Genomic DNA, 22,492 nt, shown 5'->3' on the forward strand with positions numbered 1-22,492 from the left:
GAATGAGCGGGAAACCTTCTTATAATATTTCTGTTCCGGTTATGCGCCTAGCCATTGCATTTAGCATGGTGCTGGCCGCTCTCGCCTTTTATTTGTATGTTTCTTGGGGAAAAGTCGATTCGGTTGAGCAAGTACAAAACGCCCCTTTGTTGGTTCAAGCTCAGAAACTGAATCAAACCATCGAACTCGATATTCAAACGCTTCAGCGCTGTTTAGGTGCACGTTATTGCAGTACGACGGAGCTAGATTTTGATGTTCTAAAGAACGAAATTGACCAATTTAAGTCTCTCGCTTCGCTGAATAAAACCGAGTTTAGCTTGGTGGGTGCGACCGAATACTCGCAACTCGAACTCGCGATTAATCGCTTTTCCGACAGCTCAAAAACACGGGACGATGTTTTGGCGTTGTATCTATCGCTCACCAATAATTACCTACAAATGGACGACAACTATCGCACCATGTTTAACAATCACGCCAGCGATCTGATGCGAGAAAAGAACGAGTTCTTCATCTGGTTATTTATGGTAGTAGTGGTTCTTGTGGCTATCGTTGTTTTCTCCAATTTGATTGCGATCCTAAAGCTCAAAAAATCAAGCACCAATGAGCGCGATATTGACCAAGAATTCGACGTGCTTTACCAAGAACTCAAACAACTGGATTTGCAAAGACTCGAAGAGTTATTGAATGAAGTGAGCATCAATCCGAAACAACGCCAGATCTATTCTCACCTCAAATTAATATTCACCAAGCTAGAAGAGCAGAAACGAAACAACGATCTTTACAAACAGCTGTATGCGCTGATCGGTTATGAGATTCGCGGGATCACCAACACCATTAACGGCGGCGTGCAATATTTGGTGCAAGAAACCAATGAAAGCGGAGTTTTGATGGCGCAAGACATTACCTCTGCGGCCAACACGCTCTCGGAACTGGCTGAGAACTACAACCGCCTGATATCTCAAGGCACGGAAAGTAAATCCAAAGAGTTTTCACTGCTCAATGTATTGAGTGAATTGATGCTGCACATCAACGCAAAAGTTCAGCGTAACGAAAGTGAGCTGGATTGCTTGATCTCAGATAATCTGCCAAACCGCGTGGCAGGCCAATCCACCAGCCTATTTTGGGTATTGTTCCTACAACTATCGAATGCCATCCAACTCAAAGCCGATAAGAAACTGTTCGTCACCATTGAATCGGGCGCGGCGTCAGACATTGAAAACACCCGCCTGACCATCAATCTAAACTTCTTAACCACACTGGATGTGCCGTTTGCCAAGCTCAATACCCTGCACTGGAGCGACCATAAACAGCACACCGCAACCAAAGACGATTTGGCGAAAAGCGTACTGAAAAATTACGGCTATTACGAGAGCCATTGGTATCAATCGGGCAATCAGGAACGTTTTCAAATTCAGCTCGATTTAAAAGCCAAAAGCTTCCACACCGAGAAAACTCGCTTCGACAATAAACGTTTATTGCTGTGTGCCAACTCTCAGATTCGCATTGATGTGATGAACAAAATGCTGGTCAATTTGGGATTGGAGATCACACCGATTCGCACACCGAACGAACTCTTCTCTGCCGCAAAAACCTTTGGCGAATACGATGCCATCATGCTGACCGATACGTTCGAGCCAAACAAACTGCCCTCACTGAGCAAAACCGTGAAATCGCAACTGCGCAATCACCCGAACACTAAGCTGTTACTCTCTGTGACCAGCACTCAACAAGCCCAAGAAAGCCATGCCTTTGTCGACAAGATCATAAACTCCCCTGCCATTCCTTATGAGTTTATCCCTAACCTGCTTGCCATCATGGAAGCAGAAGCGTCTGAAGAACAGATGGAGAACAGCTCATTCCTTATCGTAGAGGATGATCGAGTTCAGCAGATTCTGCTCAAACGTATTCTGAGTAAACAAGAGTACGAAGCCGAAACCGTAGGCGATGGTGCCGATGCGGTTCAGCATTTCATGAACCAGCGTTCCGACATCATTTTTATGGACTGCATTATGCCCGGCATGGGCGGCATTGAAGCCACCAAACGCATTAGGCAGTTCGAGCAAGAAAGCGGACAAAACCCATGCACCATCATTGGTGCAACCGCATTGACCAGCAGTAATGAACACCAAGCTTGTATCGAAGCTGGGATGGATTACGTGATCAGTAAACCTTATAAGAACGACGAAATCATCAAGGTGATCAACAAATATGTGGCGGTACAAAAACTTAACTAGCGGCGTGCTCGCCACGCTAGTGATAAGCCTATCCCCTTGGGCACTGGCGACAACCTTGCTTGAGGCGGTTCAACTCGGCCTTGAAAACAACCTCTCTCTTCGCGCGAGCGATAAAGGCGTGGAAGAAAACGAATACAACATCGGTATTAGTCGCTCTAAGTTTCTGCCTTCACTTAACGGCGCTGCCGATACGACATGGAATGAAAACGAAACCTTGCTAACAGGCACGCCTGATACGAGCTCTAGTTACAACTCAAACAGCTACAGTGTTTCTTTGTCGCAATCGGTATTCAATCTTGGCGATATCTTCAAATACGGCACCGCCAAGCTCGACTTCAATATCGAAGAGATCAAACACGAGAACAAAATCCAGAGCACGATTTCAGACATCGCGTCTCAGTACTTCGAATACTTGAAGAACAACGCTCAAATCAAAGCCACACTGGTGGAGCTAAAATCGTCAGAAACTCGCGAACGCCAAATGCGTCGTAACGTGGAATTAGGTAATACCGCAGCCAGTGAGTTGTACGAAGTTATCGCACAAAAAGAAGGCATAGCAAACCGATTAAGAACGTTAGAGAAAGATCGCCGAGTGATACTCAATGGGCTTTCAATTCAAATCCAATACCCAATCACGCCTTCACAAGACATCTATGAAAGCGTGCCATTAGCAGAAATCAGCGAATCCGAACAAAGAGCAATTCTTGAACAGGCCTTAAAGCTTAACAACGATTTATTAGTCGCGAAGAAAACCGTCGAACGCAGCCGCAGAGGCTTAAAAGAAAGCGGTTCCAACTTCTTACCGACAGTGTCACTTTCAGCCAGTTATCGACACGATGATGCGAACAACTACGACCGAACCGACCCAACCGCCACAGGTGAAAGTAATTCCACCAGCGTTGGGTTGAACTTAGCCGTACCGATTTTCTCTGGGGGCTCGGACTACTACGGATACCAAAAGTCTTCGACAGCGATCGAGCGTACCGAACTTCTCTATCAAGACTCCTTATTCACTACGCGCAATAGTGTGAATACATCGGTCCTGAACATCAATGATTTCTCACGCTCTATTGGCAGCTATGAGAATATCATTCGTGCAAACTACGCCTCTTATAAGGGCATTCAGCGAGCCTACCAATTGGGTACTCGTACCATCACCGATTTACTCGCAGCAGAAAGCAAACTGTTCAGTGCCCTTCGTGATTACGAAAGCGCACGTTATGACTATATCATCGAAACCATCAAGCTTGAGCAAATCAAAGGCGTCCTGTCGATTCAGTCAATAGAGAGCATCATGCAGCTTATGGAAGATATTGCCGGGCGTAATAATCAAGACTTGGTGCCTAAACACCTTCTCTCCAATCCATCGATAAAGAAAGGAGGCCACAATGCAAACTGAGCACTTTTCCCAAAAAATCAATGTGGCCGATAAGTTTTACCTCACCTTTTCCACGGTCATTTCGACCTTGTTTGGTTTGGTCTTGCCCTTTTCGATTCTGATCATCTTTGACCGAGTCTTACCCAATCAAGCCAAAGATACCTTATTCCTGCTATTCGCCATTATCCTGATCACCATCTTCCTTGATTATCACTTGAAGAATCAGGAAGAGAAGATCTCCTCGGTGATCATGAAGCAATTCGAAACCAACCTGACCAACAAGGTCTTTCAATCGATTTGTTTGGCTGAGATTTCTAAATTTCGACGATTGGAACCGGGCGAATACTTGGAACGAATTTCTACCATACCGGAAATAAAATCTTTCTTTGGTGGCGAGTCAGTACGGGCGTTAATAAATCTTGCCGTGAGTATCTTAACCATTCTTATCATCGGTCTCATCAACGTGTGGGCTGGCGTGACCATTCTGTTGGCGTCCATCATCTTGGCAATATGTGCATTAAGCTTGTCTAAACAAAAAATAGATAGCCTACAAAACAAGTCCGACATTGAAGGCTTAACCACATCGAAAATCATCGAAATCATATCGAGTCCACTGGATATCAAAGCACGAAACATGGAGTACCGAGTTGAAAGCTTGATGACCCAAATGGTCGAAGAACGTGAAATCGAAAACATCAAATACGAGCAAATTGAATCTAACTTCGGCTTGATTTTATCTCTCATTCAACAGCTTTCTATTGCGTGTGTGGTCGTAGTACTCGCTACCGCGGTTATCAATATGCAGTCGAGTCAAGGCATCATGGCGGCCATCATCATGTTGACGAACCGTTACTTCGCCCCTTATCAACAAGTGATGCGCACCGCCAGTCGTTGGGAATTGAACAAACTCCATATTCAGCGCATTGCGGAGTTATTGGAACTAGCAGCGTCGGTGGAACACCAACATGAAACAACAGAAGTTGAACGTATTTCGGTCAAGTATTCAGAAAAGCAACGGATCGAATTCGAACGCGGCCAAGCGTATCTTCTCACTGGAAAAAGTGGTGCAGGAAAAACCCATCTCGCCAACTGCATTACCCGGCAAAACACCGACAACAAGTTGGATATATTAATCAATGAGACACCTCTGGATGAGATGAACTACAACGTCTGGCGCAACAGCGTTTTGATGGTGGATAAAACCAGCTCCTTTGTTGAAGGGACCATCATCGACAATCTGACGTGTTTTCGCCCAAGCTTAAACAACACGGCCTTTGCTTTATGTGAAACCATGAATATTAAGGCGCAAATCGATGCGTTACCTGCAGGTTTCTATACCGAATTGAAAGGTCATATGCGCAATCCATTTTCTCGCCAAGTCGGCTATGCCCTACTCTTGGTTCGCGCCCTACTTGCCAACAAACGCGTGTTGATCTTCGACGACATTGACTGTGTTTATGACGATGATTTTGCTCGTCTGGTGCTCACCAGTACTGCCTACCGTGCCAACGACAAAACCCTTATCATTGTGAGCAACAAAATGGACAAGCTCAATCACCGCCTAAAACGAGTAAAACTAACCGGAGGTGACCAATGAGCATACTGGTCGACTTCAACAATGTTCCTCAACGTTTACTGGATTTCGAAGCACGCAGCTACGATGAACGTTATAACCAATCCCCTCTGCTTCGTGGACTGGCTTACACGTTAATCGCTCTCGAATGGGAAGGAACGCCTTCCATTCTTAGCGACGCTTTTATTCCAAAACCAAAGGACAGTGACAGCTTTACCGCCACCATAGAGCGACTCGGTTACCGATGTGACGTAACCAAACTAAAAACATTGGAACACATCGAAGGTCACCCTCACCCATGCTTTATTGAAATCGAAAACCTTACTGCGATTTTCTTGGGTACTAGAGATGGCAAACTGATCCTATTTGATTACACCAACAACAACACGATTGAGTACCCATTGTGTAAAAAGCCTTGTTTATTGGTGTCCATCAGTGAGTACTCCCGCCTATTCCGTGAACCACCACCAGAGTCACAAGACCGCAGTAACTGGATTAAGTACGCGTTCTATCGCTACAACAATGAACTCAAAAGCTTGATTATTCTCAGTTTTGTCATCAGTATTCTGGGCGCACTCCAACCTTTCTTCATCATGAGCGTGTACAACTTTGCGTTAACGTCTAGCTCTCAAGCAACCCTGTACTGGCTGACGTTGTTTGCGATTATTGTTGGTTTCTCCGAATACTTTTTTAAGAAGATGCGAGTCAACATTATTGCCACTTCCGGCAAAGACTTGGCAGTGCATATTTCTCAAGCAGTCATCTCTAAGCTGTTATGGCTCCCTTATGCCATGACATCCACCGCTGGTGTTTCTTCTCAGTTAGCACGTTTAAAAGACATTGATACCTTCCGCCGATTAGTGACCGCAGAATCGACCTTAAGCTACTTTGATATGCCTTTCGTCATCGTATTCATCGTTGCCATCGCAATCATGTCTGGTACTGCGGCGTTGGTGGTGATGGCGGGCTTAGTCTTGATGTTGGTATTCTGTGTTTACTCTCGTTATATCTATTCGCAAGCCACGTCAAAAAGTTCACGAGCCAATGCCATGGTCTCTTATCAATGGAACGAAATTCTTCGCGGAATTAAAACCGTTCAGGGCTTACCGCTACTGCGAGTGATTCAATCTCGTTTCAGTGCTTCTCATCTTCAAAGCACCAATGATGCGGAAAACGTTGCAGTTACGAACAGCAAAGTTCAAGCCGCAGGTGGCAGCTTGATTCAAGTCATCGGTACGGCCAGCATCGTAACCGCGGTAATTGGGGTAATGGACGGCACTTCAGACGCGGGAGCCATGCTGGCAACGGTCATTTTAGTCTGGAAAGCATTAGGCCCTATCATGGGCATCTATAATTCCATTTCTAAATTCCAATCGATTAAGGCGTCATCCGCACAAATCAACAACCTCATGTCGATGAACGATGACAAGCTGACGCTGGAGAAAAGCCCTCCGATCCGTCTCTTCCAAGGCAGTATTGTCGGCAGCGGTGTGAGCCATAGATATACAGGCGCGGCCACAGGCTTAACCAATCTGGGCTTTAAGATTGCGCCAGGCGCGAAAGTGGTGATTTGCGGCCCAACAGGTTGCGGTAAAACAACGCTGATTTCTATCATCGCGGGGCTAGAAGACCGCTACCAAGGTGCCGTTTCCGTAGATGGATACAACATTAAACAGTTCAACAGTTATCGCTATCGGACGTCCATTAATTACATTCCATTTAATCTGCATATCTTCGAAGGTTCATTGGAAACCAACTTCATCCTACACAACGGGCTTATCCCAACAGAGAAAATGCAAGAAATGGTGAGCTTCTTTGAGCTCGATGAATGGCTACCAGAAGGGCTAAACACCCAGCTTAGCGTAGATAAATGTAAGAACTTACCTAACGGGATTCAACAGAAGCTTCGCCTTGCATTAGGGCTTGGCAGTTGCGAGCAATCGCTGATCATTATTGACGAACCCTTTAACGGTGCCGAGCAAGAGAACGCTCAATACTTCAACCGTTTGTTCACCGACAAACTGCTCAACAAAACAGTGATTTTCTCCACTAATGATCCTGGATTAATTGCCACATCAAATATGAGTTTAGTGTTGGAGCCGGATGGGAATTTGAAGTATTTTGGCTTAACAGACAAATACTTAAACAGTTTAAGTTAAGACTGTGGCGCTTATTCACAAATCCAACATTACTTAGTGAATGCAATTGACAAACATATAGACCAAAGAGATGATTCGCATGGACAAGGCGTATGATAAGGGATGAAATGTACACATTCGTTGCTGACAAACTCGATGCCGTTTATTTATCAGCGATTCCAGACAACCATGAATTTCAGAATTGTGACGTCCCTGAGGAAGAGCTCGAGATACGAGAAATCATAGACGTTTGGTATGAAGATGCCTTTTTGCCTGACTTCAACCTCCAGCGCATTGAAATCGACAACAAAGAGAAATTAATCAAGACCCAGAGTCATGTCTTACGCACAGACACGGCCACCCTTGCCTTTCTGCTCAAAAGTCGAGTTTACCAAGCCGCTCTTAAAAGAGTCCTAAGCGTATGGAGTCGAGAACAAGCTGCCAAAACTCAATTGCAATTGGTGTTGCTGTCTGTCGAGAAAATGAAAAAGCCAGCTAATATCTAGCTGGCTTCAAGACAATTCACTTTGGATTGGCAGCCCTACACCCACCCATCAAATTTCAAACGTTTTTGAATACGCTCAACGGCTTCTATCTGCATTTGGCGTACTCGTTCATTCGAGACATTAAGCAAACCACCCACTTCAGAAAGTGTCTTAACGCTGTGTTCAAACAAGCCAAAGCGATGGATTAACACTTGTTGAAGCTTGATTGGCAACGTGTTGACCACATGCTCTAGTGCTTGAGTAAAGCACTGGTCTTCGCAGTCTTGTTGAGGGTCCGGCGTATATTCACTCTCACATTGGTCAAGAACAAACGGGGCTTGTTGCAAATCAACCGTGGTAGAAACATCAATAAAGCCACTCAAAGCGACCAATTCATCGACTCGCTCTACCTTTACGCCAGAACAATCTGAAAGCTCTGAGATAGAAATGTCTTTACTCATGTTTTTACTCGCATCGTGCTTTTTAGATGCAAGACTGTTTATCTCTTTGCAAACATGAGCTGGTAATCGAACCGTGCGACCATTATTCATCAATGCCGATTCGATATTTTCGCGAATCCACCATACAGCATAAGTCGAAAAGCGAAAGCCCGGCTCTGGATCATACTTATCAATGGCTTTGATCAAACCAATGTTCCCCTCTTCAATCAAGTCAAGCAGGGTAAAGTTGTTACCTGTGCGCTTTAAGTAGCTTTTCGCAATCTTAACCACCAAGCGCAAATTGGATTCAATCATTACCTCACGTGCTTCTTTATCCCCTGCGCGATTGCGTTGGGCGTAATGCAGCTCTTCTTCACGTGAAAGCAAGTCAATACCGACAATATCTTTGAGATAATGCGCGTAAGGATCTTTAGCGGTAGCAATAGAATCTTTTATTGGCATCTTATCCGTGACACCTCGGGACCTAGCATAACATTCGTTGTTCATTTCCCCGTCCTTATCAAGCCAACTTTTTTTATTTAGTTCTATGACTACTTTCTTTCATGGCTCATCAATATGCCACAAAACGAATATCATTCATTTTATGTTGAGTGTAGACAAGGCTTGTCGCTTTACCAAAGTTTTGCATGTAATCTCATGCCAAATAGGTAACGAGAAAGTAAAAGCGTGAGCAACACGTCATTTATGGAGTGACGTGCGGTATTGAGTTAACATTGGGTTTGATAAAGCAATCTCACTTTGTTTAACATCAAAAAATTCGATGTTAAACAAAATGTTATGGGTTAATTTAGATATTAACGAACAACGACGTTGCAGGCGCTCCACCGAATAAGCTACAACTTGCACCATTGAAGCTTTGAATAACGGTGAACAGCAGCTAGTTAATAACTGCTCGTCAAACCTAAAAAACACAAGTGGTCATCATAGTAACTTGTTGAAAAGGTCATGAGGTTGAGTGAGCTTAAGTCAAAGCTCAGACCGGTATTGTAGGCATTTCTTGTAAAGCTCAACGTTTTGGTATCAATGGTCAGAATGCCAAAAAAATAACAATAAAAACAAGAAATTAAAATTGCCAGAGCAAGAGTGGCATCACACACAGCGAGAGCTCATTCAAAAATTTATTGAACTTTACGAAGTAGCGGCTCAACGTTACTTCTATTTATAATTTGAAAGACGGCGCGATTCTTACCGCTTGCTTTGCCACGATACATAAGTTGGTCAGCATCTTGTAAGTTGATTGCTGCGTTAAACTTGGGATAAAAAGCGCAGCCAAGGCTTACACTGACCTGTATGACTTTTCCATCCAACCATATGGGGGAGCAATAGATTTGAGTACAAATTTCTCTGGCTAGCACTTCCGCCTCTTCAGCAGAAAGCGCCGCCGTTACCAAGGCGAATTCTTCCCCGCCAATACGCGCAAGCGTCATTCGTTCATCAGTAACAGATTTCGCCGTATTGGCGACAGCAACAATCGCTCTATCCCCAACTAAGTGACCAAATTGATCGTTAATTGACTTAAAGTCATCGATATCAAACACCATCACAGTAAGGTTGCTACGAATGCCACTCAAGGTAGAAAGCCGCTCAATTAAATGGCGGCGGTTATTGAGCTTTGTTAAAGGGTCGGTCAGGGTCAGCTCGAATAATTGTTGGTTGGCGAGAGTCAACTGCCGGGTTCGTAGCTCGACAGTTCTCTTTAATGAAAAGATATGGAACATCGCAGCAACAACTAATGCAAAGATCGCGACAGGGACAAGATAAGTTGGGTAAACAGTCCTAACATGAATCCAACGACTTAGAATTCGGTCTCGGTCTGTTTCTAGCACCGTATCAAAAGCCCGGGAGATATCTTTGATTGGCATGGTGCTGTTCTCACTAGCGGCAATTCTCAAATCCTTGCTGTAAAGGTGTAATGCTGGAACGAAGGTAATTGTATCTGGCGATGTCGCCATATAAAAATTCGCTACTTGCATGTCTGCGACAAACAAAAATATCTTTCTCTCTACAACAGCCCGTAACATTGCATCATTATTCGGGTAGAGCTCAATGATCGCGTTGGGGTACCTTTTCCGGATGAAGAACTCTTCATACCCTCCTTTTACAACACCGACATCCATGCCTTCTCCCCTCTCCAATACGGCATGCACATCGACACCGAGTACGTCTTGATTGACGTAAAGCTGAGTTTCAATTGGCATAATCACTGAGCCAAAATCTAGATATTTGTCTCTTTCTCGGGAATAAATTAGCCCGGCGTGAATGTCTGCGCTTCCCTCCTTTACCGCTTGTAGTGATTCATCCCAGTCAAGCAAAAGAAATTGAACATCTAGATCGTTACGAGTTGCAAATTCTCGCCAAAAATCAATTAAGATGCCTTGAGGCTCACCATCTGGTGTTAAGTAAGAAAATGGCTTCCATGCTTTAGAATTAGTGACGATAAGCGTTTCCCGCTTGACTTCATGGCTTACAGACACATCGCTGTATAACACAATTATGAGCAGCCATAACATAGTTAATACCGTGCTTTTTCGACCATTAGTACTATAACGTCTGGGGGACATACCGACTTCTCATCAACCTTTTCAGAAATAAGTTCTACTACTTGCATAGAACTTAAGGTATAGCAGACAGTTTTTAGTTGGAAAGAAGTGCTTATTGATATGAATCTAAATTAATGCCTTTATCCTGAAAAATGGTACTTTTTTGCGATATTATTTTATTAATCAATAGCAAATTGTTATGAGATCTATATGAATGAAAGTGGGCCGCAACCGTAATGGTTATGCAGAATACCATTCCACATTGTAAACACCTGACGCAGCCCACAAAAACACATAAAAAATGTAATGATTATTCGCTCGATAACAACGGTTTTGTTAACTTACGCGCAATTTTTTGTGACCCGAATTTTTCGCTTTCGCTATGCCTTCTCAATATAGAATTAACAAAATCGTCGAAATTGGCGATACATTGCACCGTAGTGGTTGCGCACCATACAAAGTAGAGAAGTACACTCAACACTACGCAAAAAAGCACGGTGTCGATGTGATGATCCAAGCGACGCCTACTGCGATCAACTACCAGTTTCCCGATGACAACAATGCCGTAGTCCTAAAACGCCTAAAACCTGCGTCAATTAATCTAAGCTTGTTGGCGAACACCATTATTCGGATCAATCAACCGAGCAGCGATCCCGTCCCTGAACCTGCGGGCTACCCGCCTTGGGTCATTGCGCTTGCGAACATGGGCATACCACCAGCGTATTTAATGCTAGTAGGCAGTACATTAGAAGCCGTTGGTTTCGCATTTATACTCGGTTTTATGGTGTGGGGCTGCCAGCAGGTCTGTCGTGCTCGACGCGCAATAGCCGTAGAATTCATTGCCGCCCTATTTACTGGCATCATCGTCGCCTATCTTTCCAGCACAGGTTTACCTATTCCGGTCTGGGCATTGTGTATCGCTACCATTGTCTTATTCGTGCCCGGATTATCGATCGCCAACTCACTTGAGTGTTTAGCGTTTAATGATTTGGTTTCCGGAACAAGTTTGCTCGGACAATGTGCGCTCACATTAATCAAACTGTTTGTCGGAATCACTATGGGTCTCAATATTGGCGAGGCGATTTGGGGACAAGCGCAATCCATCGCGTATACCAACGAGATCCCCATTTGGATGCACATCAGCGGCTTGTTTTTAATCTCTGCTTGCTTAGGTGTGATTTTTAATGCCCGTATGATCGACATTTTGCTGGGCTTGCCCGTCGCTATGCTTGGGATGTGGGGTCCTTTTTACCTTGGATTCGAAAGTGGTTGGGTGGTAGGCACTTGGGTAACAACGGTGTTGATCACGTTATATGGCACTTGGATAGCGAAAAAGATGGACCTAACTGGGTCCATTTATATTGTCCAAGGCATCATCATTTTGGTTCCGGGCAGTCGCGTGCTGGTTAGCGCGAGCCAATCTGTGTTTGAGCAATCGATTCTGCCAATACCAAGCATTGGCCTTTCTGCCCTGTTTATGTTCTCGGCCATCGTTGCCGGACAAATCACCGCGTACTCCATCTACTCGCCAAAAATCGAACGCTAACCAACGTCGATGCTTCAGACATGAAAAAAGCCCTATTCAAAATCCACTGTAGTGAGAACTTTGAATAGGGCTCTTTGCCTCTATGCTTCGCTTTTCTGTTAAAACTGCCTTTCCCTTTCTTCGCTTTTACTACTCGTGTTCTGAATAGTTGACTGGTTACTACTGCTTTTAGTGCGTTATCTTTGATTTCGCCTCGGCCGAATTCGGTATCTTGATGACATTCATTCAGCTGAGGATTCGTTTTTTTCTTTGCCATAAGTCCTCCGCAATGGTCGAACCAGATTGGACAATAATTTTCGAAAATAGTCAAATTTGTAGAATTAAATTCATTTTATTCGTCAAAAACTTCACAACAACGTCATTTATTTGAAATTTCATCAAAAACACAGTGGTTAAAAAGTGACTAAATACAAATATTTGCCCTATAAGCACCAATATATGTTGACTCTGCCTGTATTTAACCTAGACTCTCTCACGGCTAGAAAGAAAGTTCTTTGTTTTCACATTTCGTTGGATTACTCGTAATTCCCCCGTCCTGTGGTACGCAATAGCAATTTATTTTTCCACGCTATAAGCGCCGTATTAGGCGAAGATTTACATAAATTAGATATTTAGGAAATAGACATGTCTAACAAAGCTACTGGTACAGTTAAGTGGTTCAACGAAACTAAAGGCTTCGGCTTCATCCAACAAGAAAACGGTCCTGACGTTTTCGCTCACTTCTCTGCAATCCAAGGTGACGGCTTCCGTACTCTTGTTGAAGGCCAGAAAGTAGAATTCGAAATCACTCAAGGTCAAAAAGGTCCACAAGCTGAGAAAATCACTCTAGTTTAATCCTTTAAGATTTTGATATGGTAGCCAGCTCTAAGCTGGCTATTTTTTTGCCCTTAATTTATTGATACCTCTTATGGCTTTGAAACCGACAATTTACAAGTTTCGTATCGCGATCTCCGATATGAACAACGACTACTACGATTCTAAGAACCTGACCATCGCCCTTCATCCCTCAGAGAAACCACAACGCATGCTAGCGCGTATTTTGGCTTTCTGTCTTAATGCACAAGATGATTTAGAGTTCACAAAAGGTCTTTCAACAACCGAAGAACCAGATTTGTGGCGTGTGGAAGACGATCAAAGTATCACTCACTGGATTGAAATTGGTGAGCCAGAACCGGATCGCATCAAGAAAGCAACTCGCCTAGCAAAACGTGTGAAAGTGTATACCTACAACACAAAAGCATCGGTTTGGTGGGACAAATTGGCAGGCAAATTTGGCATGCTTCCTGTTGATGTGGCAAGTTTGGATTACGACGCTATCGACTTGATTTCACAACACCTTGACCGTGGCACTAGCCTTTCTGTTATGATTACCGGCACCTCAATTTTCGTTGATATTAACGAACAACACGTCGAAGTGACAGTGAAGGAATTACAAAGTAATGACGCCTCTTAATGAACTGATCCAAGAAATGGGGTTCAAAAACATCCCTTTCGTTAACGAGCATAAAGCCGCAAGACGACGTTGGACCAAAGAACAAGCCCCATTGTTCATTAGAGTATGTGAAAACAAACCTGAAACGGCACCTGCCCTGCATTTACTCGGACTTTTGACCAAGTCTCATATTGAAGCCAGCGCACTGTACGAGCAGCACTCGACGTCTTCTCAGCACATGCAGAAAGTTCTGAGTGATACCTTAGGTGACGAACATGCGGACAAGTTTACCAATCAGTCCGCAGAAGATTTGGTGCTTATCACTCACCTTTGGCTATATACGCAAGGCTACCTGAACATGGATTTTAGTCTTGCTCATGACCATGCAGAACAGACTCAAGAAAGCCTTCAGCACGAACTCGTGATTAAACGTATGGATCTCGACGCTTTCCGAACAGATTTAATGCAGAGTTTCTACTTAGGGAAAGAAGCGAATCCAGCAAAATCAAACGGACTATTGGGCTGGGTAAAACGTCTTTTTTCCTCATAAAATACATGGTTTTGTCAAAACCAAACACCTGATAGAGTATGCCCTCTCATGCAACGGCCTTCTTCGCTAAACGATTTCGTTACTTAAGTGCGTTGCATGAAACTCAGGACACTCATCCACTGAACATCAAGGGATCATTATGAAGTTTATCCGTTGGACTTCATAAAAAACCAATAAAACCTTTTTAAATCAATACATCATCTAAATTTAACTGTTTATAATCACAGTAATTAAACACCAAAATAACCGATAAAAACTGGCCTAAAATGACGAGTGCCGCCACTAAATCTGATGCTTTAGAGTTTAGAAGGTTCTGCGCATTAGATATCGAAGTGATAAAACATCTAACAATTACTTCAACGCCTCCTTCCCTTGGTTTCTTCTACAACCGACAGTGACCGACAAAAGCCGACCTCGACACAACCCAAACTTTTACCTATAAAATTCAATCACTTACACAAAAATCCACCATTCAAATAGAATATAAAAACTGTGAACTACGGTACACAAAATTGGTGTCCTTAACTTTGACACCAACTCAAAAAACATATGTATAAATATACATATAAATATCGCTCTTTGTTAATTTGTGCCTAGGCAGATAAAACGCCGCAACAGAACGTTGGAAACGTGCTCCACTGCATCAGTTTTATCGACGGGGAAGCCCCACTAAAAACTTAGTGGAAAGAAATATTCCCCAAACACACCCGACGTTTCGCAAACGGGCTGGGTTCGGTTTTGCTCTGAGCCGATGAAAGTGAAAGAGCATTCTCGTAAGGAGAAAAAGTTATGACCGAGAAACTTATACAGTTTCGTTCTTATCGCTACCTAAGAACTCAATCAAAGGTCGATAAAGCAACAAAAGAACGAACGCCACATGACATTGAACTAGAGCGAACACGTAATCACTTCAGACGGTTTCATGCTCGTGAGTTCTTAGCACTGAGGTAAATGAAATGCCACAAAACGCAGAAAAAGATACAACTGGAATTTGGTTCAAGATGGACTCTGAAACCAACCGAAAGCTAGAAGAATCTGCCGAGTTCAACAAACGAACAAAACGGCAAGAAGCAAGCTTTCGTTTAAGTGACCATCTGACTAAGTTCGACCGACACATGACCCCTCGCGCTAAACCTTAGCGTTTTTTTAACCCAAAACATCCAATCTTGGGACGAAAGGAGTCTCACATGGATAATAAAGAGCTCATAGAGGGCAAACTTACCCTCGACCAACAAGCATATGACCTTATCAACCAAGCATCTAAGCGTTCTTTTCGCTCCTTAAAAAAGGAAGCTTCCCTTCGCTTGATTGACCACGTACAACGATTTCATCACAGTCCACAAAGCAAGCTTGATGAGATAGTTGGCTTTGTTGCTTAATTCGGTGAGAAGACATGGCAGCCCCATATTGATCAGTTCTTAAACAACATACTGAGTTTCAGGCATACCAAGCCCTGTAAGCTTGTTCAGCGCTTTGATCATAGCGTAAGTCTCGCCAACCTGAGCATTGTAATTTCTTAGGCTTAATTTCCCACCTAACAACTGTTTCACCCGATACATTGCTGTCTCTGATAGTGAGCGCTTATGATAGCCATACCGCTTTTTTCCACTTCTTGTTGGAGCCGTGGAGCTTCTGACAACCTACTGCTAAATTGCGAGGGTGTCCTTGCTCCCAGAAGGCTGCCCCTTCTCGTGGCGGGATGAGCGGAACCGCTCGCTTGATTCGTATAGCATCATGACAATTCCTTGTGTCATAAGCTCCATCACCTGATATCTCGATGATTTTACGACGTGTCTGCTTAAGTAAGCTGGGGAGCACTTCGGCATCGGTTACGTTAGATAAACTCAGCTCTGCTGCGACTATTTCGTGGGTGCTTGTATCTACTGCGATATGCAGCTTACGCCAGACTCTGCGCTTCCCATCAGTGCCATGTTTCTTGACCTTCCATTCACCTTCGCCATAAACTTTGAGACCAGTGGCATCAATGGCCAGATGTTGTATTGCTCCTCTGGTTTTGGGTTTAAATGAAACCTCAACTTCCTTAGCTCGGCGGCTTATACAGGTGTAGTGCGGGCAAACAAGCGGGATGTTAGCCAGCTTAAATACTGAGTCTAGAAAACCTTGCAGACCTCTCAACGGCATTGAAAATATTCGTTTCACCATCAGTGCGGTAGTAATGGCTAAGTCGCTAAATCGGCGAGGTCTACCACGCTTGCCTTGTTTGTTTTGCTTCCACTCGGCTATCGCTTCCTCATCAACCCAAAAGGTCAGAGAACCACGGTCTATTAAGGCTTTGTTGTACTGTTTCCAGTTAGTTGTTTTGTAACGAGGTTTAGGCATGAGGCTACGACGATTAATGGATGTAGCCGATCAGATCGTAGCTTCTTGATTTAGTTCCATCGATTTAAGCAACAAAGCCCTTTTCCTCAGTAAAAACATGGTTTTGTCCAAACATAACACCTGATACACTACCCCCTATCATGCAACGATTTCGTTACGTAAGTGCGTAGCATGACATTCAAGGACACTCATCCACTGAACATCAAGGGATCATTATGAAGTTTATCCGTTGGATTTTGGGAAAAATCATTCTACTTCTCAACGCAGTATTCTCACCTCGTGGCGTAAAACGCTCTGAAGAGGCACAGAAAAGCGTTGATGACAAAGCCAAGAACTACGCACTGTACCAATTTGAAGCTTGTCCTTTCTGCGTAAAAGTTCGTCGCGCTATGAAGCGTCAATCTGTAAACATTGAATTGCGTGATGCGAAAAATGACCCAACACACCGTGAAGCACTTGAACAAGGCGGTGGCCGTGTGAAAGTACCGTGCCTACGAATTGAGAAAGGCGGCGAAACACAGTGGCTTTACGAGTCATCAGACATTGTCGCTTACATTGAAAAAGAATTTGCCTAGTTCCCCCTAAGAACATTGGCGGATGTAAAAGAGGCACCAATCGGTGCCTCTTTTCTTTATCTGGCATTATCTGCAAAGTGTATTACTGATCAACAATCAGCATTAGTTCCACTCGACGGTTACAAGCTTTGCCACTTGACGTCGCGTTGCTGCATTGTGGGACGTATTCCCCAAAACCACGGGAAAACACTCGCTGACGCGGTAAGCTTGTAGCTAGCAATTGCTTTTCCACCTCGCGCGCCCGTTTCTCAGATAACGAGTCATTAAAGCTTGCCGCGCCAGTACTGTCCGCATGACCATCGATCACAACGTCAATATCCGTTCTGCCTGACAAATAATGACCTAGACTACGAATCCAATCTTGAGATTGTGATGACAGCCTTGCCGACCCCGTTTGAAAATGAACCTGCTCTTTCAATCGCACCATAAGATGCTCACCACTGATGGTTTCGTGGGCGATTTGATGCCTATTTAAAAACATCTCCAGTGACATCACGCCCTGTGACTTTTTTCCCATCGATCTCGGCGCTTGTGCAGCCTGTCTCGGCGCAGCAACATAAGAAGTAGGTGCATAGCCCCACTCTGGATGTCTTAGCTCTGAATTTGTTCGAGGGGCGGTATCAAGAATGTTCCCCCCAGGGACCATGTTAGGATCCATGCTAGTGCATCCGGCCAACATACCGCATGCCACTAAAAACCAATGCTTCATACTGTTACCAACGTAGAATGAATTCTTGTTCACTGTGTCGGCTCAAAATGTCCAAACTTTAGTGCTTTCGTTTTTCTAATCTAATTTCCAAGCACCTATCGTGCCAATGTTCTCTTTTATCCGACAATTTATCGGTGTTCCCAAAGACTCAACCGCCTACCCCATCATATGCACATCAGTAAATAGCGACCAAATTTTATGAGCTAACATTCGCTAACACGATTTAAAGCAACAAACTACACGCCATACCCATGTTTTGACTAAACTTTCTTCGATTGTCTCACTTTAGTGTAACAAGCCGTTTTAATGGTTTTCGTTGATAACGTTAACCGATAAACTATCGATAACTTTACAATCTAGAGCGTCACCCATGTTTAAAACCATTTCTAAAGGCGTTGTCCTTTTTGCCGCAGTAGCGGCACTTGCTGCTTGCGATAACGGCAATTCTCAGCCACAACAAGGCAAACAATACGAAGTATTGCCGACATCATTGACGGAATACGATCTAGCGCCTCTAACGGAAGTCTTCTCTCTTAACTGTGGCCACTGCCGTACGATGGAGACCTTTGTTCCTCAAATCGAATCACTCACTGAGCAGAAAGTGCAAAAAATGCATGTGACGTTCAATGAAAGCGCGCAAATCAGTGCCATCATCTTCTACACAGCGGTCATACAATTAGATGGCACACCAGACAAAGCATTCATGGAAGAGCTGTTCGCTGCCGTTCAAATGGGTTCAGAAGCAACGGCTGACGAGCGTCAAGCAGCAGTAGAGAAAGCATTTGAATCTCGTAACCTAATTAGCCCATATCAATTAGATGAAGCGCAACAAGCTGAACTGTTCAAATACATCACAAAGGCAGAAGAAATCACCACTCGTGGTCAAATCAACTCAGTTCCTGCCTTTATCGTAAACGGCAAATACCAAGTGATCACTGGTGGTCATGAAACCGTTGAAGCGATGGCTGACACCATCAACTATCTGCTAAAACAACCAAAATAAGACAAGGAGCAATTGTGTCTAAATTTCTGTTTCCTCTTATCATTTTCATCCTAGCGGGATTTTTTATCTACCGCACTTGGACGAACCATAAAGTCGCAGATGAAAACTTTGCCAAAGGCCAAGCGTTCTTGCTAGAAAACAGCAAAGAAGAAAACGTCATTACAACAGAAAGCGGCCTACAGTACCTAGTACTAGAAAAAGGCACTGGTGATATTCACCCAACGGCAAACAGCAAAGTGAAAGTCCACTACCACGGTACACTTATCGACGGTACTGTGTTCGATAGCTCAGTAAATCGTGGAGAGCCGATCTCATTTGGTCTTAACCAAGTGATCAAAGGTTGGCAAGAAGGCTTACAGTACATGGTTGTTGGCGAAAAGGTCCGCCTATTCGTACCAAGCACTCTTGGCTATGGCAAAAGTGGTTCTGGCCCAATCCCACCAGCAAGTGTATTGATCTTCGATGTGGAACTATTGGACATCCAATAATCTAAAACAAGATGAAACAAAAACGCCGCATTGATTGCGGCGTTTTTATTTCTATTAGGTAAAGTTATTAAGCTTTCGGATAAAACACCAACTTGTCCCCTTCCACCATTACACAATCCATGTCCGCAGCATGAGCGGCTTTTTTGCCAAGCTCGGTATCTTCAAACACCACACAATCTTTTGCGTTGAGGCCGAGTTGTTCTGCAGCCATCAGGAAGGTGTCTGGGAACGGTTTGTGGTTTTCTACATCTGTTGCCGTCACGACTGCGTTTAGCTTCTTCAATATGCCCGCTTTCGCCAATAAGCGCAGTGCGCTATCACGTTGACTGCCAGTCCCAACAGCGATCTTCTTTTCACCAAGGTGTTGGTCAAGAACAGTATTAGTGCATGAAATGATTTCGCCATGCTGTTCCATCTCTGCAAAGGTTTCCATTTTGAAACGAGAGACGGTTTTAGGATCGAGAGACAAACCATGTTCACGGTTCACTTCGCCTACAATTTTGAAGCTTGGCATACCGCCTAAGCTGTGTAACCAGTCTTGATGGAACGGGAAGTTAAATCGATCGGCTGTTGCTTGCCATGCGGCTAAGTGCGCTGGCATGGTATCAATCAATGTGCCATCCATATCGAAAATCAGACCTTTGTAGGGGCTTAAATCTATCGTGTTCATGTCAATTCTTCTATTTGTACATCTCTAGTGGTAATTTATCAGCCATTGCAACAAACCATATTGGCATTTAGTAAACATGCTCAAAATTTCGAACTCCGTCACAATTCAAGACTGGGAAATCCAATTATCCCCCATCCGCGCTCAAGGAAATGGTGGGCAAAACGTTAATAAGGTATCGTCCGCGATACATTTGCGCTTTGATGTACGTCATTCTACATTACCGGATTTCTATAAAGAGCGGTTACTTGCGCTTTCAGATAGCCGGATCACCAAAGAAGGCGTGATCATCATCAAAGCACAACAATTTCGGACGCAAGAGCAGAACAAAGAAGACGCATTAAACCGATTACAAGCGTTAATCCAATCTGCTAGCCGGACGGAAAAGAAGCGTATTAAAACCAAACCAACTCGCGCTTCACAACGTCGCAGACTTGATAGCAAAAACAAGCAAGCGACAAAAAAACAGCAACGCCAAAGAGTGCTGTACTAAAAACGTCAGAGCTAGCCATTGGGAACCTTTTTGGGCTCCTTACTTTAGTCAACTATTCAGGACAAACTTTATGACTATCAGGCACAAGCTCTACTCCCTAGGAGTGATCGCCATTTTGGGTATCGTAACCCTTCTGGCTACCTCGTCACACTTCACTAACCAAAGCCAAGAGCTTAATCACGCGATTAAACTCGTTGGAGATCTAGAGATCCGGTTGTTAAATCTTCGCCGTAATGAGAAGGACTTTTTACTGCGTGGCGATAACAAATACCTTGGTAAATTTGACGGTAACGTTGATAGGTTCCTTAGTATCGAACAAGAATTGGCAGGCATCCTTAACCGTTATGACCTCCCTTCTAGCTACCAATTCAAGCAAGATCTGTTGTCTTACCAGACTGGTTTTCAAAATCTCGTTGCAGCCTATGAACACTATGGATTGAATGTTCAAAGCGGCCTACTTGCACCGTATCAGCAAGCGCTTTCTGAAGCGAAAAAAACCGCTGACCACGAACAAATTATCGCTTTGACTCAATTCGATGAACTCGTAAAAGCAGGTGAAATTAATGAGCGCCTATTACAAGGCTTGTATGTACCAGCATTGATTGAAAGTGCGCGTCAACTCGCCGCTCAGAAGCAAACCATGGGCATCGCTTACAATAAAGGTTTATTGGGCGAAACACGTGCCCTTTCTCACACTGTGGAAGAACAGTTTAAGACGTTCTCGTCAGCACTGACCAATGCAGCCCAAGAACGCGATGATCAGAACGCCATTGTGAAACAGACCATCACTGCGTTGGTATTAGTAGTGATATTTAGCCTGATTTTGCAAATTTCTCGTTCTATTAACTTACGAGTCAGTAGCTTATTAGCCACGATCAAAAACATCAGTGAAAGCAACAACATGGGCCTACGTTCAGAGCTAACAGGCAAAGACGAACTGGTAGACATCAGTCATCACTTAAACGATCTACTAGACAAACTAGAACACTTGATTCATGGCACACAAGAAAAGTCCGCGCAGTTATCTGCTAGCACAGACAATATGCACCGCGAACTTGAAGGTGTGATGGAGCAATTCCATGCACAAGCTGACCACACTTCTTCTATGGCAACCGCCGTACAACAAATGGTGGCGACGATTGGTGAGATTTCAGAAAGTACATCAGTCGCAGTAGAGGGGGTCCATCAAGCAGCAAACAACGCAGAACAAGGGCGTACTGTCGTAGAGACCACGGTGACGAATGTTGGTCAGCTAACCGGTATTCTTTCGAACAGCCAGCAGTCTATTGGCTCTCTGAACGAACACGTTGCGAAAATCGGGGGAGCGGTAAACATCATCCAAGACATTGCAGAACAAACTAACCTGCTTGCTCTCAACGCGGCAATTGAAGCAGCGCGTGCTGGCGAGCAAGGTCGTGGCTTTGCGGTCGTAGCAGATGAGGTTCGTGCATTGGCAAGCCGCACACATCAATCGACGGAAGAGATCACTCGCGTGGTGTCAGACATTCAATCGCAAATGTCGATGGTGGTTTCAGATATTGATCAATGTAATGACCAAGGGCAACAAACCCTATCGGCGTCAGAACAATTGGATTCAAGCTTGCAACAAATCATTGCCGACATGCACGCGATTCAAGGCAACTCGGAGCGTATTGCATCAGCTATTGAAGAGCAAGGCATTGTGATGAACCAAGTCAGCGATTCGATTACTGAACTGAATGTAATTTCAGAAAACAACATGCAATCTGCCCAAGAATGTTTGCACGAGGTGAACTCGGTTTCTGCCCAAGCCCATGATATGGACGATGCAGTCGCTAAATTTAAGACACGCAGCGCGTAAGCTACGTTCGCTTAACATCGCTATTATTGAAACAAACAAA

At 44.1% G+C, this 22,492-nt stretch carries 22 protein-coding genes and 1 pseudogene; 17 read left to right on the forward strand and 6 right to left on the reverse strand.

The features are described from left to right. The first annotated feature begins 2 nt into the window (after window positions 1–2). The 5 genes from C1S74_RS23750 (at window position 3) to C1S74_RS23770 (ending at window position 7,829) form a co-directional block, all read left to right on the forward strand. Window positions 3–2,234, forward strand: coding sequence for an ATP-binding response regulator (locus C1S74_RS23750; protein WP_045398320.1), 2,232 nt, complete (start codon window positions 3–5; stop codon window positions 2,232–2,234). After that, the gene (locus C1S74_RS23755) at window positions 2,209–3,633 is read left to right on the forward strand and encodes a TolC family protein (protein ID WP_045398323.1); all 1,425 of its coding nucleotides are present in this window, start codon (window positions 2,209–2,211) and stop codon (window positions 3,631–3,633) included. The genes C1S74_RS23750 and C1S74_RS23755 overlap by 26 nt, the downstream gene beginning before the upstream one ends. Further along, the gene (locus tag C1S74_RS23760) at window positions 3,623–5,209 is read left to right on the forward strand and encodes an ABC transporter transmembrane domain-containing protein (protein ID WP_045398326.1); all 1,587 of its coding nucleotides are present in this window, start codon (window positions 3,623–3,625) and stop codon (window positions 5,207–5,209) included. The genes C1S74_RS23755 and C1S74_RS23760 overlap by 11 nt, the downstream gene beginning before the upstream one ends. After that, on the forward strand, window positions 5,206–7,344 hold the full coding sequence (locus tag C1S74_RS23765) for an ATP-binding cassette domain-containing protein (protein WP_045398329.1): 2,139 nt from the start codon (window positions 5,206–5,208) through the stop codon (window positions 7,342–7,344). Before C1S74_RS23760 ends, C1S74_RS23765 begins: the two co-directional genes overlap by 4 nt. A 107-nt stretch (window positions 7,345–7,451) precedes the next feature. After that, window positions 7,452–7,829 carry a hypothetical protein gene (locus C1S74_RS23770; RefSeq protein ID WP_045398912.1) on the forward strand — a complete coding sequence of 126 codons (378 nt, stop codon included), beginning with the start codon at window positions 7,452–7,454 and terminating at the stop codon, window positions 7,827–7,829. Between the two features lie 35 nt (window positions 7,830–7,864). Here C1S74_RS23770 and C1S74_RS23775 read toward each other — a convergent pair whose 3' ends face one another. Beyond that, the gene (locus C1S74_RS23775) at window positions 7,865–8,755 is read right to left on the reverse strand and encodes a sigma-70 family RNA polymerase sigma factor (protein ID WP_045398334.1); all 891 of its coding nucleotides are present in this window, start codon (window positions 8,753–8,755) and stop codon (window positions 7,865–7,867) included. Between the two features lie 632 nt (window positions 8,756–9,387). Then, window positions 9,388–10,830: a transporter substrate-binding domain-containing diguanylate cyclase gene (locus tag C1S74_RS23780; RefSeq protein ID WP_045398336.1), complete on the reverse strand. Its 1,443-nt coding sequence runs from the start codon at window positions 10,828–10,830 to the stop codon at window positions 9,388–9,390. Between the two features lie 361 nt (window positions 10,831–11,191). Here C1S74_RS23780 and C1S74_RS23785 point away from each other — a divergent pair, with 361 nt between their 5' ends. Then, the gene (locus tag C1S74_RS23785; RefSeq protein WP_045398339.1) at window positions 11,192–12,355 is read left to right on the forward strand and encodes a threonine/serine exporter family protein; all 1,164 of its coding nucleotides are present in this window, start codon (window positions 11,192–11,194) and stop codon (window positions 12,353–12,355) included. Here C1S74_RS23785 and C1S74_RS23790 read toward each other — a convergent pair. Beyond that, window positions 12,315–12,611, reverse strand: a complete 297-nt coding sequence (locus tag C1S74_RS23790; protein ID WP_082039025.1) for an alternative ribosome-rescue factor A — start codon at window positions 12,609–12,611, stop codon at window positions 12,315–12,317. The two genes, C1S74_RS23785 and C1S74_RS23790, sit on opposite strands and share 41 nt — an antisense overlap. 368 nt (window positions 12,612–12,979) lie before the next feature. Between C1S74_RS23790 and C1S74_RS23795 the strand changes: the two genes are divergently transcribed. The 6 genes from C1S74_RS23795 (at window position 12,980) to C1S74_RS23815 (ending at window position 15,716) form a co-directional block, all read left to right on the forward strand. Beyond that, window positions 12,980–13,189 carry a cold-shock protein gene (locus C1S74_RS23795; RefSeq protein ID WP_005433440.1) on the forward strand — a complete coding sequence of 70 codons (210 nt, stop codon included), beginning with the start codon at window positions 12,980–12,982 and terminating at the stop codon, window positions 13,187–13,189. A gap of 73 nt (window positions 13,190–13,262) precedes the next feature. Further along, complete coding sequence (locus tag C1S74_RS23800) at window positions 13,263–13,808, forward strand: YaeQ family protein (RefSeq protein ID WP_045398342.1); 546 nt, start codon at window positions 13,263–13,265, stop codon at window positions 13,806–13,808. After that, on the forward strand, window positions 13,795–14,337 hold the full coding sequence (locus tag C1S74_RS23805) for a hypothetical protein (RefSeq protein ID WP_045398347.1): 543 nt from the start codon (window positions 13,795–13,797) through the stop codon (window positions 14,335–14,337). Before C1S74_RS23800 ends, C1S74_RS23805 begins: the two co-directional genes overlap by 14 nt. A 789-nt stretch (window positions 14,338–15,126) precedes the next feature. Then, window positions 15,127–15,288, forward strand: coding sequence for a hypothetical protein (locus C1S74_RS26570; protein WP_167391156.1), 162 nt, complete (start codon window positions 15,127–15,129; stop codon window positions 15,286–15,288). Window positions 15,289–15,293: 5 nt separating this feature from the next. Continuing rightward, window positions 15,294–15,476 carry a TraY domain-containing protein gene (locus tag C1S74_RS23810; RefSeq protein ID WP_038869329.1) on the forward strand — a complete coding sequence of 61 codons (183 nt, stop codon included), beginning with the start codon at window positions 15,294–15,296 and terminating at the stop codon, window positions 15,474–15,476. 48 nt (window positions 15,477–15,524) lie between these two features. Next, window positions 15,525–15,716 (forward strand): TraY domain-containing protein, encoded by a 192-nt coding sequence (locus C1S74_RS23815; RefSeq protein WP_231578777.1) that lies wholly within the window; start codon window positions 15,525–15,527, stop codon window positions 15,714–15,716. Window positions 15,717–15,755: 39 nt separating this feature from the next. Here the strand turns inward: C1S74_RS23815 and C1S74_RS23820 are convergent. Beyond that, window positions 15,756–16,677 (reverse strand): annotated as a pseudogene (locus tag C1S74_RS23820) (IS5 family transposase). Window positions 16,678–16,892: 215 nt separating this feature from the next. Here C1S74_RS23820 and C1S74_RS23825 point away from each other — a divergent pair. Next, window positions 16,893–17,252, forward strand: coding sequence for a glutaredoxin family protein (locus C1S74_RS23825; RefSeq protein ID WP_045398349.1), 360 nt, complete (start codon window positions 16,893–16,895; stop codon window positions 17,250–17,252). A gap of 82 nt (window positions 17,253–17,334) precedes the next feature. On the opposite strand, the gene C1S74_RS23830 is transcribed toward C1S74_RS23825, so the two are convergent. Beyond that, on the reverse strand, window positions 17,335–17,961 hold the full coding sequence (locus C1S74_RS23830) for an OmpA family protein (protein ID WP_045398351.1): 627 nt from the start codon (window positions 17,959–17,961) through the stop codon (window positions 17,335–17,337). A gap of 370 nt (window positions 17,962–18,331) precedes the next feature. Between C1S74_RS23830 and C1S74_RS23835 the strand changes: the two genes are divergently transcribed. Together C1S74_RS23835 and bamJ are read left to right on the forward strand one after the other, a co-directional pair. Then, entirely contained in the window at window positions 18,332–18,964 is a 633-nt protein-coding gene (locus C1S74_RS23835; RefSeq protein WP_045398353.1) for a thiol:disulfide interchange protein DsbA/DsbL, read from the forward strand. A gap of 14 nt (window positions 18,965–18,978) precedes the next feature. Then, window positions 18,979–19,452: a BamJ family beta-barrel-assembly machinery protein gene (gene bamJ, locus C1S74_RS23840; RefSeq protein ID WP_045398355.1), complete on the forward strand. Its 474-nt coding sequence runs from the start codon at window positions 18,979–18,981 to the stop codon at window positions 19,450–19,452. A 67-nt stretch (window positions 19,453–19,519) separates the two neighbouring features. Here bamJ and C1S74_RS23845 read toward each other — a convergent pair whose 3' ends face one another. Next, window positions 19,520–20,122 carry a beta-phosphoglucomutase family hydrolase gene (locus tag C1S74_RS23845; RefSeq protein WP_045398358.1) on the reverse strand — a complete coding sequence of 201 codons (603 nt, stop codon included), beginning with the start codon at window positions 20,120–20,122 and terminating at the stop codon, window positions 19,520–19,522. Between the two features lie 76 nt (window positions 20,123–20,198). On the opposite strand from C1S74_RS23845, the gene arfB reads away from it, so the two are divergent. Then, window positions 20,199–20,612: an alternative ribosome rescue aminoacyl-tRNA hydrolase ArfB gene (gene arfB / locus C1S74_RS23850; protein ID WP_045398360.1), complete on the forward strand. Its 414-nt coding sequence runs from the start codon at window positions 20,199–20,201 to the stop codon at window positions 20,610–20,612. A gap of 70 nt (window positions 20,613–20,682) precedes the next feature. Next, window positions 20,683–22,452: a methyl-accepting chemotaxis protein gene (locus C1S74_RS23855; RefSeq protein WP_045398362.1), complete on the forward strand. Its 1,770-nt coding sequence runs from the start codon at window positions 20,683–20,685 to the stop codon at window positions 22,450–22,452. Window positions 22,453–22,492 lie beyond the last annotated feature (40 nt).

It is taken from the genome of Vibrio hyugaensis, assembly GCF_002906655.1.
Classification (GTDB): Bacteria; Pseudomonadota; Gammaproteobacteria; order Enterobacterales; family Vibrionaceae; genus Vibrio; species Vibrio hyugaensis.

Bases quoted from the DNA above. Each gene is read 5' to 3' on its own strand.
- C1S74_RS23750 (WP_045398320.1), top strand. From the start codon at position 3: ATGAGCGGGAAACCTTCTTATAATATTTCTGTTCCGGTTATGCGCCTA.
- C1S74_RS23755 (WP_045398323.1), top strand. From the start codon at position 2,209: ATGTGGCGGTACAAAAACTTAACTAGCGGCGTGCTCGCCACGCTAGTG.
- C1S74_RS23760 (WP_045398326.1), top strand. From the start codon at position 3,623: ATGCAAACTGAGCACTTTTCCCAAAAAATCAATGTGGCCGATAAGTTT.
- C1S74_RS23765 (WP_045398329.1), top strand. From the start codon at position 5,206: ATGAGCATACTGGTCGACTTCAACAATGTTCCTCAACGTTTACTGGAT.
- C1S74_RS23770 (WP_045398912.1), top strand. From the start codon at position 7,452: ATGTACACATTCGTTGCTGACAAACTCGATGCCGTTTATTTATCAGCG.
- C1S74_RS23775 (WP_045398334.1), bottom strand. From the start codon at position 8,755: ATGAACAACGAATGTTATGCTAGGTCCCGAGGTGTCACGGATAAGATG.
- C1S74_RS23780 (WP_045398336.1), bottom strand. From the start codon at position 10,830: ATGTCCCCCAGACGTTATAGTACTAATGGTCGAAAAAGCACGGTATTA.
- C1S74_RS23785 (WP_045398339.1), top strand. From the start codon at position 11,192: ATGCCTTCTCAATATAGAATTAACAAAATCGTCGAAATTGGCGATACA.
- C1S74_RS23790 (WP_082039025.1), bottom strand. From the start codon at position 12,611: ATGGCAAAGAAAAAAACGAATCCTCAGCTGAATGAATGTCATCAAGAT.
- C1S74_RS23795 (WP_005433440.1), top strand. From the start codon at position 12,980: ATGTCTAACAAAGCTACTGGTACAGTTAAGTGGTTCAACGAAACTAAA.
- C1S74_RS23800 (WP_045398342.1), top strand. From the start codon at position 13,263: ATGGCTTTGAAACCGACAATTTACAAGTTTCGTATCGCGATCTCCGAT.
- C1S74_RS23805 (WP_045398347.1), top strand. From the start codon at position 13,795: ATGACGCCTCTTAATGAACTGATCCAAGAAATGGGGTTCAAAAACATC.
- C1S74_RS26570 (WP_167391156.1), top strand. From the start codon at position 15,127: ATGACCGAGAAACTTATACAGTTTCGTTCTTATCGCTACCTAAGAACT.
- C1S74_RS23810 (WP_038869329.1), top strand. From the start codon at position 15,294: ATGCCACAAAACGCAGAAAAAGATACAACTGGAATTTGGTTCAAGATG.
- C1S74_RS23815 (WP_231578777.1), top strand. From the start codon at position 15,525: ATGGATAATAAAGAGCTCATAGAGGGCAAACTTACCCTCGACCAACAA.
- C1S74_RS23825 (WP_045398349.1), top strand. From the start codon at position 16,893: ATGAAGTTTATCCGTTGGATTTTGGGAAAAATCATTCTACTTCTCAAC.
- C1S74_RS23830 (WP_045398351.1), bottom strand. From the start codon at position 17,961: ATGAAGCATTGGTTTTTAGTGGCATGCGGTATGTTGGCCGGATGCACT.
- C1S74_RS23835 (WP_045398353.1), top strand. From the start codon at position 18,332: ATGTTTAAAACCATTTCTAAAGGCGTTGTCCTTTTTGCCGCAGTAGCG.
- C1S74_RS23845 (WP_045398358.1), bottom strand. From the start codon at position 20,122: ATGAACACGATAGATTTAAGCCCCTACAAAGGTCTGATTTTCGATATG.
- arfB (WP_045398360.1), top strand. From the start codon at position 20,199: ATGCTCAAAATTTCGAACTCCGTCACAATTCAAGACTGGGAAATCCAA.
- C1S74_RS23855 (WP_045398362.1), top strand. From the start codon at position 20,683: ATGACTATCAGGCACAAGCTCTACTCCCTAGGAGTGATCGCCATTTTG.